We start from the raw sequence: 14,710 nt of genomic DNA on the forward strand, positions 1-14,710 counted from the left end.
GCAACCTGAATTATACCAGCCGGGCCTTGCCAGCCCTGATGTAGCCACTATGGCACAGCCACGATCCGTGCATGTTCCACGTGGAACCGGGTGATGTCGGCGATATCCACCAGCGCCGCCGGGGTCTCGGTGGCGGTAACGAAGATCTGCGCCGGACCGGCCAGCAACCGCTCCAGCACACGGGCCTGGTGGGTGCGGTCCAGTTCCGATGCCAGATCGTCCAGCGCGATGACCGGCCATTGCCCGCGCTGCTCGGCATAGTCCTCGGCCTGGGCCAGAAGGCAGGCGAGGGCGGTGAGCTTGGCCTGGCCGCGCGAAAGCGCATCCCGGCCGGGAATGCTGTGGAAATCCACGCTCCAGTCCGCCCGATGCGGGCCCACCGAGGTGTAGCCCGCCTGGCGGTCGCGCTCACGGGCCAGCAGCAGGGCATCGGCCAGCGGAAGTTCGTGCCGGCGCCAGCCGGGGCTTAGATCCAGGCCCTGGATACCCAGTTGCGGTGCCAGCGCGGACGCCAGGGCGATCGCCCGCTCCTGCAGGCGCTCCAGGTAATGCTGGCGTCGGCTGGTCAGCGGTTCACCCGCCTCCGCCAGCTCGTGGTCCCACGTATCCAGCATGCGCGACGGTCCGCCCTGCTTCAGGAGGGCATTGCGCTGCTTGAGGGCGCGGGAGTACCTGCGCCACAGCGAAAGGAAGTCTGGTTCCACGTGGAACAGGCCCCAATCGAGGAAGCGACGGCGCGGTTCGCCGCCACCGCTGACCAACGCATGGCTGCCAGGCTCGAAGGTCACCACCGCCAGGGCCGCGCAGAGGTTGCCGAGCTGGGCAACGTCCTCACCGTCCAACCGCCCCTTCCAGTCCTGCCCACTATGGCGAAGACCTGCCTTTCGGCGGTGCGGCGGATGATCGGCGCGCTGCTCGTCCCATTCCACGAAGATTTCCAGCGCGTCCTGACCCTGGCGGACCAGGCCATCGCGAACGCGCCCGCGGAAGCTGCGCCCATACGCCATCAGGTGCAGGGCCTCGAGCACGCTGGTCTTTCCCGCACCGTTATCGCCCGTCAGCAGGTTCAAGCCCGGCTGGGGTGACAGTTCCACGGCACTGAAGCGGCGCAGTTGGTTCAAGGCGAGGCGGCGGATCAGCATGGGACGCGGGGGACCATCCGCACGAGGCGGTAGCAGGGCAGGGAATCCATCAGCTTACTTCATCGGTCAAGACCGCCGCTGCGGGCAAGGCGAGGCCGGCGGGGTGGGCCGCGGCCGACATCACCTGGCCGTTCCACGTGGCGAATCCCGGCGCAGGCCCGTCCGAGGGCGCCCCAGGAGACCGTGAATTTCTTGAAATCTGCAGCACCGGGCACGGTATTGCCCCCCAGAAATCAGCGAATTTTCAGCGGTTCGCGCCCTGGTGCTAGCCAGTCCTGCCTACACATCGATGACGCCCGCCGTGAATTGCTTGAAATCTACAGGGCAGGGCACTGCAGCGTTCCACAGATTTCAAAGAGTTCAGACCACGCGTTCCACGCTATCCACAGCGGGCCTGTATGACTTATACACAAGGTATGGGCAATCTGTGGATAAAAAAGCCACTTTCAGCCGCCTGGAAAACTATCCACAGCTTCCCCCCCAGCCCCAAGAGCCCATATACAGGGGGTTTCAGGCGCATAAATTGCATTTAAATCAAACAGATAGCCCTGTTTTCCACGAAATCTGGCCCTACCATCACCACCATGCTTTAGATTTATACCCAGATTTAAAAGCTAGGGCAGCGCGCAGCGGGCGGAAACTCGGGCTGTGGACAGTAGCGTCAGCAGAAGGCGGATCGGCTTGCTGAAACCTTCCCTGGTATCCGTTGAACCTTGGGCGTGGGCAGGTAGCGCAACTCGCGCTGCTCGAGGTCTCTCCGAAGAGAACCGGTAGATCGAAGCGCGAAGTGCCGCAGAGAACCGGATCCGCACCAATGCTCCACGTGGAACAAAAAAAAACGCCCGGAGCAACCGGGCGTTTTCCTGTTTCACGTGGAACAGCGAATTGTCAGAGACGCAGCGGCATCACCACGTGGCGCGACTTCTCGCTGCTGGATTCACGCACCAGCGCCGACGAGTTGGAATCGCGCAGCTGGATGATGACTTCCTCGTCGCGCAGGGCGGACAGGGCGTCCAGCAGGTAGTTCACGTTGAAGCCAATGGCCAGATCGCTGACGGTGGTGTCGGCTTCGATCTCTTCCTGGGCCTCTTCCTGCTCCGGGTTGTGCGCGCTGATCTTCAGGTTGCCCGGCGAGACTTCCACGCGGATACCGCGGTACTTCTCGTTCGACAGGATCGCGGCACGCTGCAGCGAAGCACGCAGGGCTTCACGGTCGACCTTCACTTCGCGATCGGCACCGATCGGGATCACGGCTTCGTAATCCGGGAAGCGGCCATCGATCAGCTTCGAGGTGAAGGTGACATCGTCGCGCTTGACGCGGACGTGGCTGCGGCCGACTTCCAGCTCGATCTCACGATCGCCGCTTTCCAGCAGGCGCTGCAGTTCGGTCACGCCCTTGCGCGGCACGATGATCTGGCGCTTGGAACCGCTGGGCTTGGCCAGGTCGGTTTCACACAGGGCCAAGCGGTGGCCGTCGGTGGCGACGGTACGCAGGGCATCACCGCGCAGGTCGAACAGCAGACCGTTGAGGTAGTAGCGCACGTCCTGCTGGGCCATCGCGAACGCGGTGCGTTCGATCAGTTCCTTCAGGGTCGCTTCGCCGATGGCCACGCGCTCGGTGGCTTCCACTTCGTCAACCGACGGGAAGTCGTTGGACGGCAGGGTTGCCAGGGTGAAACGGCTGCGGCCGGCCTGCACGGTGATCTTGTCACCGGTCTGCGAGACGGTGATCCGGCTGCCATCAGGCAGGGCGCGGATGATCTCGAACAGCTTGCGGGCGGGAATGGTGGTTTCGCCGTCCTGGGCATCTTCAACCGCGATCCGCGACACCATCTCCACTTCCAGGTCGGTACCGGTCAGCGACAGCTGGCCGTTCTGCACCTGGACCAGGAAATTGGCCAGAACCGGAAGGGTCTGGCGGCGTTCGACCACGTTGACGACCTGTGCCAACGGCTTGAGAAAGGCTTCGCGCTGCAGTGTGAAACGCATGTGGTTCCGTGCCCCTATGCTTTAAAAAATGTGGAATAAATCAAAAGCTTGGTGGTGCTGGTAGAGACAGAATCGCTGGAAAACAACGCTAAGTCTTTGTAATAAAAAGAGTTTCTAGCCTCGAAACCCTCTGCATTACCGCCCCCCAGGGGGTGGGGAAAGCTGTGGATAAATTCGACGCGATTTCAGACGCCATTTTTATCCACAACTCATCCCGCGCTTGCTACCGGATTCTGCACCGTTTTGTGCGATGACGCCTCATCAGCGTCCGTGCATCATTCGCTCAGCTTCCGGATCAGCTTGTCCCAGTCCTCGCGGAGCTTGCCGTCGGTCTCCATCAGGGTGCGGATCTGGCGGCAGGCGTGCAGCACCGTGGTGTGATCGCGACCGGCAAACGCGTCGCCGATCTCGGGCAGGCTGTGCTCGGTCAGTTCCTTGGTCAGGGCCATGGCGACCTGGCGCGGGCGGGCCAGCGAACGGGTCCGGCGCTTGGACAGCAGATCCTTGATCTGCAGGCCGTAGTAGTCGGCAACGGTTTTCTGGATGTTGGGAATGCTGATCGCCTGCTGCTGGGCGCGCAGCAGGTCGCGCAGGGTTTCCTGGGCGAATTCGGTGGTGATCGCGCGGCCGGTGAAATTGGCGCGGGCGGTCAGGGTATTGAGCGCGCCTTCGAGGTCGCGCACGTTGGAGCGCATCTTCTTGGCGATCAGGAACGCAACATCATCGGGAATCTCGGCACCGCGTTCGCGGGCCTTGGCCAGCACGATCGCGGCGCGGGTCTCGAAGTCCGGCGGTTCGATCGCGACCGACAGGCCCCAGGCAAGCCGCGACTTCAGGCGCGCTTCCAGGCCTTCGACTTCGCGCGGGTACCGGTCGCAGGTCAGGATGATCTGCTGCTTGCCGTCGAACAGCGCGTTGAAGGTGTGGAAGAACTCTTCCTGGGTGCGGTCCTTGCCGGCGAAGAACTGGATGTCATCGATCAGCAGCGCGTCCACCTGCTGGAACTGGCGCTTGAACTGATCCATGGTCTTTTCCTGCAGGGCCCGGATCATCGCGCTGAAGAACTGTTCCGAACGCAGGTACAGCACCTTCGCACCGGGGTTGGCCTGGCGCATCGCATTGCCGGCGGCAAACATCAGGTGGGTCTTGCCCAGGCCGGTGCCCCCGTACAGCAGCAGCGGGTTGTGCGCGCGGTCGCCCGGCTTCTGCGCCGCCTGGAAGGCAGCGGCCAGGCCGAGCTGGTTGCTGCGGCCTTCGACGAAGTTGGCGAAGGTGTAGTGGTTGTCCAGGTTGCCGGCGAACGGCACCTGCGGTTCGGCCACCACCGCCGTCGACGCGCTCGAAACCGGCGCGTTCTGCGCCTCCGAGGGCCGCGGGCGCGAGCCGATTTCAAGGAAAACGTCGCTGAAACCCGCAAAGTGCGTCAGCAGTTCGCGGATCCGGGCCAGGTACAGCTCGCGCACCTGGTCGACGATGAAGGCGTTCGGGGCATACAGCACCAGGCTGTCCGCGCGCAGATCGGCCTGCAGCGGCTTCAACCAGGTGTGAACATCTTCCGGCGGGAACTCCGCTTCGAGGCGTTCGAGACTTCGGGACCAGGCATCCATCGGCAATAATCGTCCGGTGGCCTGTGGACAGGCGCGACAACGCGCCCAAACACAGGCCTGAAAGGGGGAAATGGATGGCTCAGACTACCACCGAGCGCCCGGCTTCGGAATGCTTGTCCCCTACTTATTCACAAAAACATCCACAGCTATTGCACAGGCCGATGAATTCGCGTAGTCACAAGGGGTTGACGCGGGGGGGGAGACCTCTCTAGAATTTCCGGTTCTTTCCCGTCCCATTCATACGAGAGGCCCACATGGCCACCAAGCGCACCTACCAGCCCAGCAACCTCAAGCGTAAGCGCGACCACGGCTTCCGTGCCCGTATGAAGACCGCTGACGGCCGCAAGATCCTGTCGCGTCGCCGCGCCAAGGGCCGCAAAGTCCTGAGCGCCTGATTGCCATGCCGCACATCGCGGCAGACGCAATCCCTTCGACAGTGAATACTGCAGACCCGCGCAAGCGATTCCCTCGCTCTGCGCGGGTTCGCACGCGTGCCGAATATTCAACGGTCTTCAACGGCGCCCGCCGTGTGTCCGATCCGCTGATGACCCTGCACTGGCTGCCGGCTGACCGGCCGGCCAGGCTGGGTCTGGCGGTTTCCCGCAAGGTTGATCCGCACGCCGTCGGGCGTAACCGGATCAAGCGCGTCCTGCGCGATATCCTGCGTCAGACACGAACCGACATCCAGCCAGGCGACTTCGTCGTCGTGGCTCGCAGTGCTGCGCGTTCTGCCAGCAATGACGATATCCGCCAGGCGTTCCTGCGCCTGCTGCGGCGCCTGCGTGCATTGCCCGCGCCCGCCGTGGACGGCACAATGCCGCCGCCAGATGGCACTGCATCTCCCTCTTTGACCGAGCCGGCATCGCGTCCCGGCACCGCCGAGCCTGCCCGCTGATGAACCAGACCCGCGTATTCCTTATTTTTGCCTGGCTGATGGTGGCCGTGCTGCTGTGGATGGAGTGGAGCCGTGAAAAGGCTGCACCGACCCCGGCACCGACCACGACGTCGGTCCAGGCCGCCGCACAGAGCGTTCCAGGGGCGGCCCCGGGCAGCATCCCCAGCGCGCAGGTCCCCGGTGCCCCCGGCCAGGCCGCGGTGCAGGCCCAGGCCAGCGCCACCCCGGCTGCCCAGCGCGTGACCGTCACCACCGACGTGCTGCGCCTGGTGCTGGACGGCGGCCGCGTGCTCGACGCCGAGCTGCTGCAGTTCCCGCAGTCCAAGGACGAAGGCAGCCCGCCGGTCCGCCTGCTGACCGAAGACCCCGCGCATCCGTACAGCGCGATCAGCGGCTGGGCCAGCGAAGACAAGAACACCCCGGTGCCGGGCGCCGATGGCTTCAAGCTGGTTGGTGACGTCCGCGATTTCGTCCTGGCCGATGGCCAGAAGGAACTGCAGATCCCGTTCGTGTGGACCGCCGACAACGGCGTGACCATCAAGCGCACCCTGACCGTGTCGCGCAACGAGTACGCCGTGCGCTTCAAGGACGAGGTCAGCAACACCGGCACCGCCCCGTGGAACGGCTACGTCTACCGCACCCTGGACCGTACCCCGACCATCCTGTCGCGGAACATGACCAACCCGGACTCGTTCAGCTTCAACGGTGCCACCTGGTACGACAACGACAAGAAGTACCAGCGTCGTGCGTTCAAGGATTACCTGGACGATGGCGCGCTGAACCAGAACATCACCGGCGGCTGGCTGGCGATGCTGCAGCACCACTTCTTCACCGCCTGGATCCCGCAGAAGGACCAGACCGCGCACTACGTGCTGTCGCAGGTGGCCGGTCGTGACCTGATCGAAGCGCGTGGCCCGGCCTTCACCGTGGCCCCGGGCCAGTCCACCAGCACCGAAGCCCGCCTGTGGGTCGGCCCGAAGCTGGTCAACCAGATCGCCAAGGAAGACGTGCCTGGCCTGGACCGCGTGGTCGACTACAGCCGCTTCTCGATGATGGCGGTGATCGGCCAGGGCCTGTTCTGGGTGCTGAACCAGGTGCACAAGCTGGTCGGCAACTGGGGCTGGGCGATTGTCGGCCTGGTGGTGCTGCTGAAGCTGGTGCTCTACCCGCTGTCGGCCGTGCAGTACAAGAGCGGTGCGAAGATGCGTCGCTTCCAGCCGCGCATCGCGCAGCTGAAGGAACGCTATGGCGATGACCGCCAGAAGTTCCAGACCGCGATGATGGAGCTGTACAAGAAGGAAAAGATCAATCCGATGGGCGGCTGCCTGCCGATCCTCATCCAGATGCCGATCTTCTTCGCCCTGTACTGGGTGCTGGTCGAGTCGGTCGAACTGCGCCAGGCGCCGTGGCTGGGCTGGATCCAGGACCTGACCGCCCGCGACCCGTACTTCATCCTGCCGGTCATCAACGTGGCGGTGATGTGGGCCACGCAGAAGCTGACCCCGGCACCGGGCATGGACCCGATGCAGCAGAAGATGATGCAGTTCATGCCGATCGTCTTCGGCTTCATGATGGCCTTCATGCCGTCCGGCCTGGTCCTGTACTGGGTGGTCAACGGCGGCCTGGGCCTGCTGCAGCAGTGGTGGATGACCAAGCGCCACGGCGGCGAGCCGCTGCCGGCAACCACCGCACCGGCCCCGGTCAAAAAGAAGTAACCCGGGTAGAGTCGACTGTCAGTCGACTGGCGTTGGAACAGTCGACCAACGGTCGACTCTACCGACGCTGACCCCCGCAGAAGCCCGCCGCAAGGCGGGCTTTTCGCATGCGGGGGTAGAATCGCCCGCACACCGTGTCCCCATCCTCCGAGTCCGCCATGCCGCGTGCGTCGTCGTTCCGCCTGTTCCTGCCCTCGCTGATGTTGACCCTGGTCGTTGCCGGCTGTGGCGACAAGGAGGGCAAGGCGCCCGCCGCCGCCGTCACCCAGCCCAGCGCGCAGGCCGCCGCCGCCGACCCGGCCGCTGCGCCGCTGCTGGGCGCACTGCAGAAGCAGCTGGACGGCTACCGCCGCATCATCGTGCTGCTGGCCGACGAGGAACAGCAGTCGGCCGCCGACCGCGGCACGTCTACGCGCGTCGGGCAGCAGCTGTTCCATGATGGCCTGGAACAGCGCACGGCCATTGCCGCGCAGTTCGATGGCCTGCTGCGCGGTTCCAGCCCGCAGCGCTTCGCCACCCTCGGTACGGTGCTGGACTACATCGAATCAGCCCCCGAACTGTTCGATGCCGATCGCCTGGCCTTCCGCGAAGTGCTGCGTGACCTGCACGAACGCGTCGGCGCCGATTCCTCGCTGCCGGCCGTGAAGCTGCACCAGCGCATCGGCGAGGACCTGGACGCGCTGGACGAGATCGAGCGCAACTACAACCAGGAACTGACCCGCATCTTCAGCCGTTTCGAACGCACCCGCGCCATCGAGCTGAAGCGCGAGAAGTGGGAGGACTACATCGCCCACCTGCAAAAGGATTACAGCCGCGAGGCGATCCTGCGCGACTACGGGGTGATCGAGCCGTACCCGATGTCGATGAAGGACAGCGACCGCGAGATCTTCGGCCGCGACCTGCCGCCCAAGACCGTGGTGCTGACCTTCGATGATGGCCCGCACAAGGCCTACACCGATGAAGTGGTCGCCATCCTCAAGCGCTACGACGTGCCGGGCGTCTTCTTCGAAGTCGGCCGCAACCTGGGCAAAGTCGAGGCCGACGGCAAGGTCAGCCTGGGGCCGATGGCGAAGATCAGCCGCAACCTGATGGAAGAGGGCTACGCGGTGGGCAACCACAGCCTGACCCATGCCCAGCTCTCGCGCACCACCGGCGATGCGCTGCGCCAGCAGGTGCTCGACACCGACACCCTGCTGAAGGATGTCGACAGCAAGCGTGCGCCGCTGTTCCGCTTCCCGTATGGCGCGCGCAACGCCGAAGGCCTGCAGCTGCTCAACGAAGCCGGCCTGAAGTCGATCATGTGGAACATCGATTCGATGGACTGGGCCGACCCGGTGCCGGAATCCATCGTGCAGCGCGTGCTCGGCCAGGTGAACAAGGAGCAGCGCGGCATCATCCTGTTCCATGACATCCACGACCGCGCGGTGAAGGCGCTGCCGCAGATCCTGGATCGGCTGATTGCCGACGGCTACCAGTTCGCCGGCTGGAACGGCCGCGACTTCACCGTCGCCCGCGCGCGCAAGGGCGCGGCCGGCGATGCCACCGTTACTACCGGCTACGAGAAGTCGTGGGCGATCGTGGTCGGCATCGACAGCTACGCCAAGTGGCCGAAGCTGGAATACGCCAGCCACGATGCGCAGGCGGTGGCCGATACCCTGACCGGGCAGTTCGGCTTCCCGTCCTCGCAGGTGATCGTGCTGAAGAACGAGCAGGCCACCCGCAACAACATCCTGGCCGCCTTCCACGACCGCCTGGCCGACGACCGCACCGGCAAGAACGACCGCGTGTTCGTGTTCTTCGCCGGCCATGGCGCCACCCGCCAGCTCGCCTCCGGCCGCGACCTGGGCTACATCATCCCGGTCGATTCGGACCCGAAGGAATTCGCCACCGACGCCATCGCGATGACCGACATCCAGAACATCGCCGAGAGCATGCAGGCCAAGCACGTGATGTTCGTGATGGATGCCTGCTACAGCGGCCTGGGCCTGACCCGTGGCGGCCCATCGTCGTCGTCGTTCCTGCGCGAGAACGCCCGCCGCAGCGCGCGGCAGATGCTGACCGCCGGCGGTGCCGACCAGCAGGTCGCCGATGCCGGCCCGAACGGCCATTCGGTGTTCACCTGGGTGCTGCTGCAGGCGCTGGCCGGAAAGGGTGACCTCAACGGCGACGGCCTGATCACCGGTACCGAGCTGGCCGCCTACGTGGCGCCGGCCGTCTCGGCGGTCTCGCACCAGACCCCGGCCTTCGGCAGCCTGCCCGGCTCGCAGGGCGGCGAGTTCGTGTTCCAGGTGCCGGACAGCCAGGAATACCTCAACGCCGATACGCGCCAGCTGACGGCGGATGCCATCGCACTGAACAACAAGGTCGATGCCGCCCAGGATGCCAAGGGCAGCCAGGCACCGGTGACCGTGGCCGACCTGCAGGGTGGCAAGGCCAGGCTGGTGGTGCCCAGCGCCGGCCCGGCCTCGGACCGGCAGCGCGCGCAGCAGGCCAACGACCGCGGCCTGCAGCTGTACCGCGAGAAGCAGTACGACGAGGCCGCCGCGCAGTTTGCCGAAGCGCTGAAACTGCGTCCTGATTTCGCCCAGGCGGCCAACAACCTCGGCTTCGTCTACTTCCGCCAGCAGCGTTATGCCGAAGCCGCGCGCTGGCTGGAAAACACCCTGAAGATTGACCCGTCGCGTGCGGTGGCCCACCTCAACCTCGGCGATGCCTACTTCAACGCCGGCGACAAGGCCAAGGCGAAGCAGGCCTACACCACCTACCTGGCCCTGCAACCGCAGGGCAGCGGCGCCGCCCAAGCGCGCGCGCAGCTGGAGAAACTCTGAGCCATGAACGATGTGACCCGCACCGACACCATCGTGGCGATCGCCAGTGCCCCCGGCGCCGGCGGTGTCGGCCTGCTGCGCCTGTCCGGCCCGCGCGCTGCGGTGATTGCCCGCGCGCTGGGCGCACCCACGCTGCGCCCGCGCCACGCGCACTACGCACGCCTGCGCGATGCTGATGGTGAAGTGATCGACGATGGCATCGTGCTGTGGTTCCCCGCGCCGAACAGCTTCACCGGCGAAGAGGTGGTGGAACTGCAGGGCCACGGCAGCCCCGTGCTGCTGCAGCAGCTGGTCGCGCGCTGCATCGCGCTCGGTGCACGCCAGGCCCGCCCGGGTGAGTTCAGCGAACGCGCGTTCCTCAACGGTAAGCTCGACCTGGCCCAGGCCGAGGCCATCGCCGACCTGATCGCCGCGGGCGACAACCGCGCCGCGCGCGCGGCACGCCGTTCGCTGGATGGCGTGTTCTCGCGCCGCATCGATGCGGTGGTTGAACAGCTGGTGCTGCTGCGCATCCACGTGGAAGCGGCCATCGACTTCGCCGACGAACCGCTGGATACCCTCGGCGGCGCGCAGGTGCGGCGCGGGCTTGAACAGGCGCGCGCTGATCTGGCCCTGCTGCGCCGGGATGCAGAACGCGGCCGTCGCCTGCGCGATGGCCTGCATGCGGTGCTGATCGGCCCGCCGAACGCCGGCAAGAGCTCGCTGCTGAACGCTCTGGCCGGCAGCGAGCGCGCCATCGTCACGGACATTGCCGGCACCACCCGCGACACGTTGCGCGAAACCATCCGCCTGGACGGGCTGGAGCTGACCCTGGTCGACACCGCCGGCCTGCGCGACGGTGGCGACGCCATCGAACGCGAAGGCATGCGCCGCGCCCACGTCGAGATCGAGCGCACCGACCTCGCATTGATCGTGCTGGATGCGCGCGACCCCGCCGCCGGTGAAGCCGCGCTGGGCGAGGCCGTGGCCGCCGTGCCGCACAAGGTCTACATCCACAACAAGTCGGACCTGCTGGCGGCGTTGCCGGCGCTGGACGACCCGGACCGCGTGTTCGTCTCGGCCGCCACCGGTGCCGGCCTGGAAGACCTGCACGCGCGCCTGCGTTCGATTGCCTCGGCTGGCGCGGGCGAGCAGGTGGACGGCGAGTTCTCCGCGCGTACCCGCCATGTCGATGCGATCGAACGCGCGCAGGAACATGCGCAGCGCGCCGATGGCGAGCTGGTGCACGAGCACCTGGAACTGGCTGCCGAGGAACTGCGGCTGGCGCATGATGCGCTGGGCGAGATCACCGGGCAGATGAGCGCCGATGATCTGCTGGGCAGGATCTTTTCCAGTTTCTGCATCGGCAAGTAGCTGTAGAGCCGAGCCCACGCTCGGCTGCGAAGGGCGGGGGGCAGAGCCCCTGCGGGGATCCGACCCCATGCCCGACACCGCCGGTTGTAACAATCCCGCCGCATACTGACCCCCATCACATACCGCTTGGGGAAGTCGCAGTGAAGTCGTGGGGTTGTGCGTTGCTGTTGTCGCTGGCCGTGGCACCATCGGTGGCCATGAGTGCTGAAACTTCCATCCCGGCCAATGCCAAGGCCTCGGTCTACGGCCACCGTGGCGCCAGCGCGCTGCTGCCCGAGCACACGCTGGCGGCCTACGCGCAGGCCATCTCCGATGGCGCCGACTACATCGAGCCGGACCTGGTGATGACCAGGGACGGCGTGCTGGTGGCCCGCCACGAGAACGAGATCGGTGGCACCACCGACGTCGCCGAGCACAAGGAGTTCGCCAAGCGGAAGACCACCAAGGTCATCGATGGCGAGAAGGTCGAAGGCTGGTTCACCGAAGACTTCACCCTGGCCGAGCTGAAGACCCTCTACACCCGCGAGCGCCTGCCGGAACTGCGCAGCACCGCCTTCGACGGCCAGTTTCGCATCGCCACCCTGGACGAAATCCTGGCGTTCCTTGTCCAGCAGGCCGGCCGTGCCAACCGCGGCATCGGCCTGGTGCCGGAAATCAAGCACCCGACCTACTTCCAGTCCATCGGCCTGCCGATGGAAGACAAGGTGCTGGCCGCGCTGCGCGGCAATGCCTATACCGCCGTCGCACCGGTGACGATCCAGTCGTTCGAGACCGCCAACCTGCGCTACCTGCGCGGCAAGATCGGCCGTGGCAGCAACATCCGCCTGCTGCAGCTGCTGTGGAAGGGCGATGCCCGCCCGGCCGATGTCGCCAAGGCCGGTGGCACGCTTACCTATGCGCAGATGATGACCCCGGCCGGGCTGAAGGACATCGCCAGCTACGCCGATGGCATCGGCCCGGAGCTGCGATCGATCATTCCGCTTGAGGCCAACGGTGCGCTGGGCACGCCGACGGCGCTGGTGCGTGATGCACATGCGGCCGGCCTGATGGTGATCCCGTACACCTTCCGCCCGGAGAACCATTTCCAGGCCAGCAACCTGCGCAAGGGTGCCGACAGCGCGCGCAACCCGGAAGGCTCGATCGCCGAGATGCGCGCCTACCTGGCCACCGGCATCGATGCGTTCTTCACCGATGACCCGGCGCTGGGCCGGCAGGCGGTGGATGGCATGGGCGCCGCGGGCAACGCCGCGAACTGACCCGTCAACGCCGCCGGGCACGGCCCGGCCGCTACCTGTGTGGATGCAGCGCCGATCGCGGGCATACTGGGCGCAGGCTGCAAGGGAGCCGACCAGGGAAGGGAGGCCGGATGCTGCTGTTGCATCGCTATCGTCAAACGCCGCAGGGTGACCTGCAGATACGTTCCTGCAATGTGCTGCAGGCAGGCCTCTGCCTGTTCGTTGGCACGGCGGGGCCAGTACTGGTGGGGCTGCTGCTTGTTGCGGCCGGTCCTCGCCTGGCCCGGCTGGGCGGGCTGGACCTGCTCACGTTGGCCGTGGTCGGGCTGCTGGTCGTCGTGCTGTCGGTGACCCTGCTGGTGTACGGCGAGATGCGCGAGACCCTGCTTCTCTCGCGTGGTCGAGGCATCGGCCGGTCCAGTACCACCTACCTGCTTGGCCTGCGCGAGCGGTCACGGACCTTCCCGCTGGCTGCGCCGCTGCGCATGGAACTGCGCCGCATCCGGCACCGGTATTACGCCAGCACCACCTTGTGGCTGATCCTGAAAGACGGCAGTGCGCACGCGTTGACCCCCGTCACGGTGCCGATGGCGCTGGGCACCCGGCGCACCACGCAATGGATGCAGACGCTGGCGTCCTACCTGGAGCTTCCCGTGCCTGACCACGTGGTCGACATTGCGCCGTCCCTGGACACGGTGGCCGCGCCCCCACCGCCGACGGCGAGGCCGCGGCCGATGACGCGAAAGCAGAGAAAGCGTGCCGAACGCGAGGCACGCTTGCATGGCGTGCCTGCCGGGCGTCGGCCGGATCGCCGGCCGCAGGGGGAGCGGTTGCCCGTGATGATCCGCGTGACGTTCGCCTCGCTGGGTGCCTTCCTGCTGATGTTCGGTGGCTCAGCGCTGCTGTCGGCGCTGCGCAGCCTCGGAAGCGGGCGGTACGTCTCCTGGTCCCCGCGCAGTGGCGGGGTCGTCTACACCTGGGCCGAACAGCCCTTCATGTTCGCCCTGATCGTGACCTTCATCCTGTTCGCGGCGCCGGTGATGCTGTTCTTTGCCGTGCATTTCCTGCGCTCGTCGCTCACAGGCAGGATGCCGCGCTAGGAGGTGCGGTCGCGCGGCTCGTCCGGCCGGCGGAAGGGGACCACCACGTAATCGTGCCCCTCTCGCGGCTGCCACAGCACCGGCACGCGGCGCGGCGAGGGCGGCTCGAGCTCGTCGTCGGCCAGCGCCTCGACCTCGTCCTCCTCGTCCTCCCAGCTATAGTGCTGGCGCGGTGTCATCGGGTCGGCATTGCGGAACAGCAGCGCAGCGATGATGCCGGCGAAGGCGCCGCCCATGTGCGACTGCCAGGACACGCCGTCGGCATGCGGCAGGATGGTCATCAGCATGCCGCCGTAGAACAGCATGCCGATCAGGCCGGTGGCGATTGCCGCGCGGTCGCGGCGCAGCAGGCCCAGGCTGGCCAGCAGGAACATCAGGCCGTGGGTCACGCCGCTGGCGCCCAGGTGCACGCTGCCGGGGTTGCCCAGCATCCACGCGCCGATGCCCGAACCCAGCCACAGCAGGGGCAGGGCACGCACGGTGGCTTTCGGGTACACGCTGCCGGCCAGGGTGCCGAGGATCAGGATCGCAAAGCCATTGGCGGCGATGTGCTCGACCGAGGCGTGCAGCATCGGCCCGCCGATCAGCCCCAGCAGGCCCTTGGCCTCCAGCGGTGCCACCGCCCACGGCCGCCAGTCGAAGCTGCCCTGCAGGGCGAACACGGCCACCAGCACCAGCACGGCGGCCAGGCTGACATTGAACGCCCGCAGGATGCGCATGCGGTCGTTGCGGGGGGCCGGCACGTCACCGGCGGGCAGGGGCGTGTTGTTGTCCATACCTCAGCAATGGCGGTGGCCGGCGCGAAACCAAGGCCAGCGCAACGGGAGAGTGGAAGCGGCCGACGGG

The 14,710-nt window shown here is 66.3% G+C and carries 11 protein-coding genes; 7 read left to right on the top strand and 4 right to left on the bottom strand.

Annotated features, from left to right (window positions below):
• Positions 1–47 precede the first annotated feature (47 nt).
• The 3 genes from recF to dnaA all read right to left on the bottom strand — a co-directional run bounded on the left by recF (position 48) and on the right by dnaA (position 4,738).
• The gene (gene recF, locus AC3WL7_RS06025; RefSeq protein WP_079224449.1) at positions 48–1,142 is read right to left on the bottom strand and encodes a DNA replication/repair protein RecF; all 1,095 of its coding nucleotides are present in this window, start codon (positions 1,140–1,142) and stop codon (positions 48–50) included.
• Between the two features lie 888 nt (positions 1,143–2,030).
• Positions 2,031–3,131 carry a DNA polymerase III subunit beta gene (dnaN, locus tag AC3WL7_RS06030; RefSeq protein WP_005411731.1) on the bottom strand — a complete coding sequence of 367 codons (1,101 nt, stop codon included), beginning with the start codon at positions 3,129–3,131 and terminating at the stop codon, positions 2,031–2,033.
• A gap of 275 nt (positions 3,132–3,406) precedes the next feature.
• Complete coding sequence (dnaA, locus tag AC3WL7_RS06035) at positions 3,407–4,738, bottom strand: chromosomal replication initiator protein DnaA (protein WP_079224448.1); 1,332 nt, start codon at positions 4,736–4,738, stop codon at positions 3,407–3,409.
• Positions 4,739–4,992: 254 nt separating this feature from the next.
• On the opposite strand from dnaA, the gene rpmH reads away from it, so the two are divergent.
• The 7 genes from rpmH (at position 4,993) to AC3WL7_RS06070 (ending at position 13,864) form a co-directional block, all read left to right on the top strand.
• The gene (gene rpmH, locus AC3WL7_RS06040; protein ID WP_005411729.1) at positions 4,993–5,133 is read left to right on the top strand and encodes a 50S ribosomal protein L34; all 141 of its coding nucleotides are present in this window, start codon (positions 4,993–4,995) and stop codon (positions 5,131–5,133) included.
• Between the two features lie 5 nt (positions 5,134–5,138).
• Positions 5,139–5,633 (top strand): ribonuclease P protein component, encoded by a 495-nt coding sequence (gene rnpA, locus AC3WL7_RS06045; protein WP_079224447.1) that lies wholly within the window; start codon positions 5,139–5,141, stop codon positions 5,631–5,633.
• On the top strand, positions 5,633–7,348 hold the full coding sequence (gene yidC, locus AC3WL7_RS06050; RefSeq protein WP_492749660.1) for a membrane protein insertase YidC: 1,716 nt from the start codon (positions 5,633–5,635) through the stop codon (positions 7,346–7,348). The genes rnpA and yidC overlap by 1 nt, the downstream gene beginning before the upstream one ends.
• Positions 7,349–7,506: 158 nt before the next feature.
• Positions 7,507–10,176, top strand: coding sequence for a polysaccharide deacetylase family protein (locus AC3WL7_RS06055; RefSeq protein ID WP_492749661.1), 2,670 nt, complete (start codon positions 7,507–7,509; stop codon positions 10,174–10,176).
• A 3-nt stretch (positions 10,177–10,179) separates the two neighbouring features.
• On the top strand, positions 10,180–11,529 hold the full coding sequence (gene mnmE / locus AC3WL7_RS06060; protein ID WP_079224444.1) for a tRNA uridine-5-carboxymethylaminomethyl(34) synthesis GTPase MnmE: 1,350 nt from the start codon (positions 10,180–10,182) through the stop codon (positions 11,527–11,529).
• A 140-nt stretch (positions 11,530–11,669) separates the two neighbouring features.
• Positions 11,670–12,785: a glycerophosphodiester phosphodiesterase gene (locus AC3WL7_RS06065; RefSeq protein WP_492749662.1), complete on the top strand. Its 1,116-nt coding sequence runs from the start codon at positions 11,670–11,672 to the stop codon at positions 12,783–12,785.
• 110 nt (positions 12,786–12,895) lie between these two features.
• On the top strand, positions 12,896–13,864 hold the full coding sequence (locus AC3WL7_RS06070) for a hypothetical protein (protein ID WP_492749663.1): 969 nt from the start codon (positions 12,896–12,898) through the stop codon (positions 13,862–13,864).
• Here the strand turns inward: AC3WL7_RS06070 and AC3WL7_RS06075 are convergent.
• A complete protein-coding gene (locus AC3WL7_RS06075; RefSeq protein ID WP_079224441.1) occupies positions 13,861–14,640 on the bottom strand; it encodes a rhomboid family intramembrane serine protease in 780 nt (259 codons plus the stop codon). The genes AC3WL7_RS06070 and AC3WL7_RS06075 overlap by 4 nt on opposite strands.
• Positions 14,641–14,710: the final 70 nt, after the last annotated feature.

This window comes from Stenotrophomonas sp. FW305-3-2-15-E-LB1 (assembly GCF_058787375.1).

Bases quoted from the DNA above. Each gene is read 5' to 3' on its own strand.
- yidC (WP_492749660.1), top strand. From the start codon at position 5,633: ATGAACCAGACCCGCGTATTCCTTATTTTTGCCTGGCTGATGGTGGCC.
- rpmH (WP_005411729.1), top strand. From the start codon at position 4,993: ATGGCCACCAAGCGCACCTACCAGCCCAGCAACCTCAAGCGTAAGCGC.
- dnaA (WP_079224448.1), bottom strand. From the start codon at position 4,738: ATGGATGCCTGGTCCCGAAGTCTCGAACGCCTCGAAGCGGAGTTCCCG.
- AC3WL7_RS06055 (WP_492749661.1), top strand. From the start codon at position 7,507: ATGCCGCGTGCGTCGTCGTTCCGCCTGTTCCTGCCCTCGCTGATGTTG.
- dnaN (WP_005411731.1), bottom strand. From the start codon at position 3,131: ATGCGTTTCACACTGCAGCGCGAAGCCTTTCTCAAGCCGTTGGCACAG.
- mnmE (WP_079224444.1), top strand. From the start codon at position 10,180: ATGAACGATGTGACCCGCACCGACACCATCGTGGCGATCGCCAGTGCC.
- AC3WL7_RS06070 (WP_492749663.1), top strand. From the start codon at position 12,896: ATGCTGCTGTTGCATCGCTATCGTCAAACGCCGCAGGGTGACCTGCAG.
- recF (WP_079224449.1), bottom strand. From the start codon at position 1,142: ATGCTGATCCGCCGCCTCGCCTTGAACCAACTGCGCCGCTTCAGTGCC.
- AC3WL7_RS06075 (WP_079224441.1), bottom strand. From the start codon at position 14,640: ATGGACAACAACACGCCCCTGCCCGCCGGTGACGTGCCGGCCCCCCGC.
- rnpA (WP_079224447.1), top strand. From the start codon at position 5,139: ATGCCGCACATCGCGGCAGACGCAATCCCTTCGACAGTGAATACTGCA.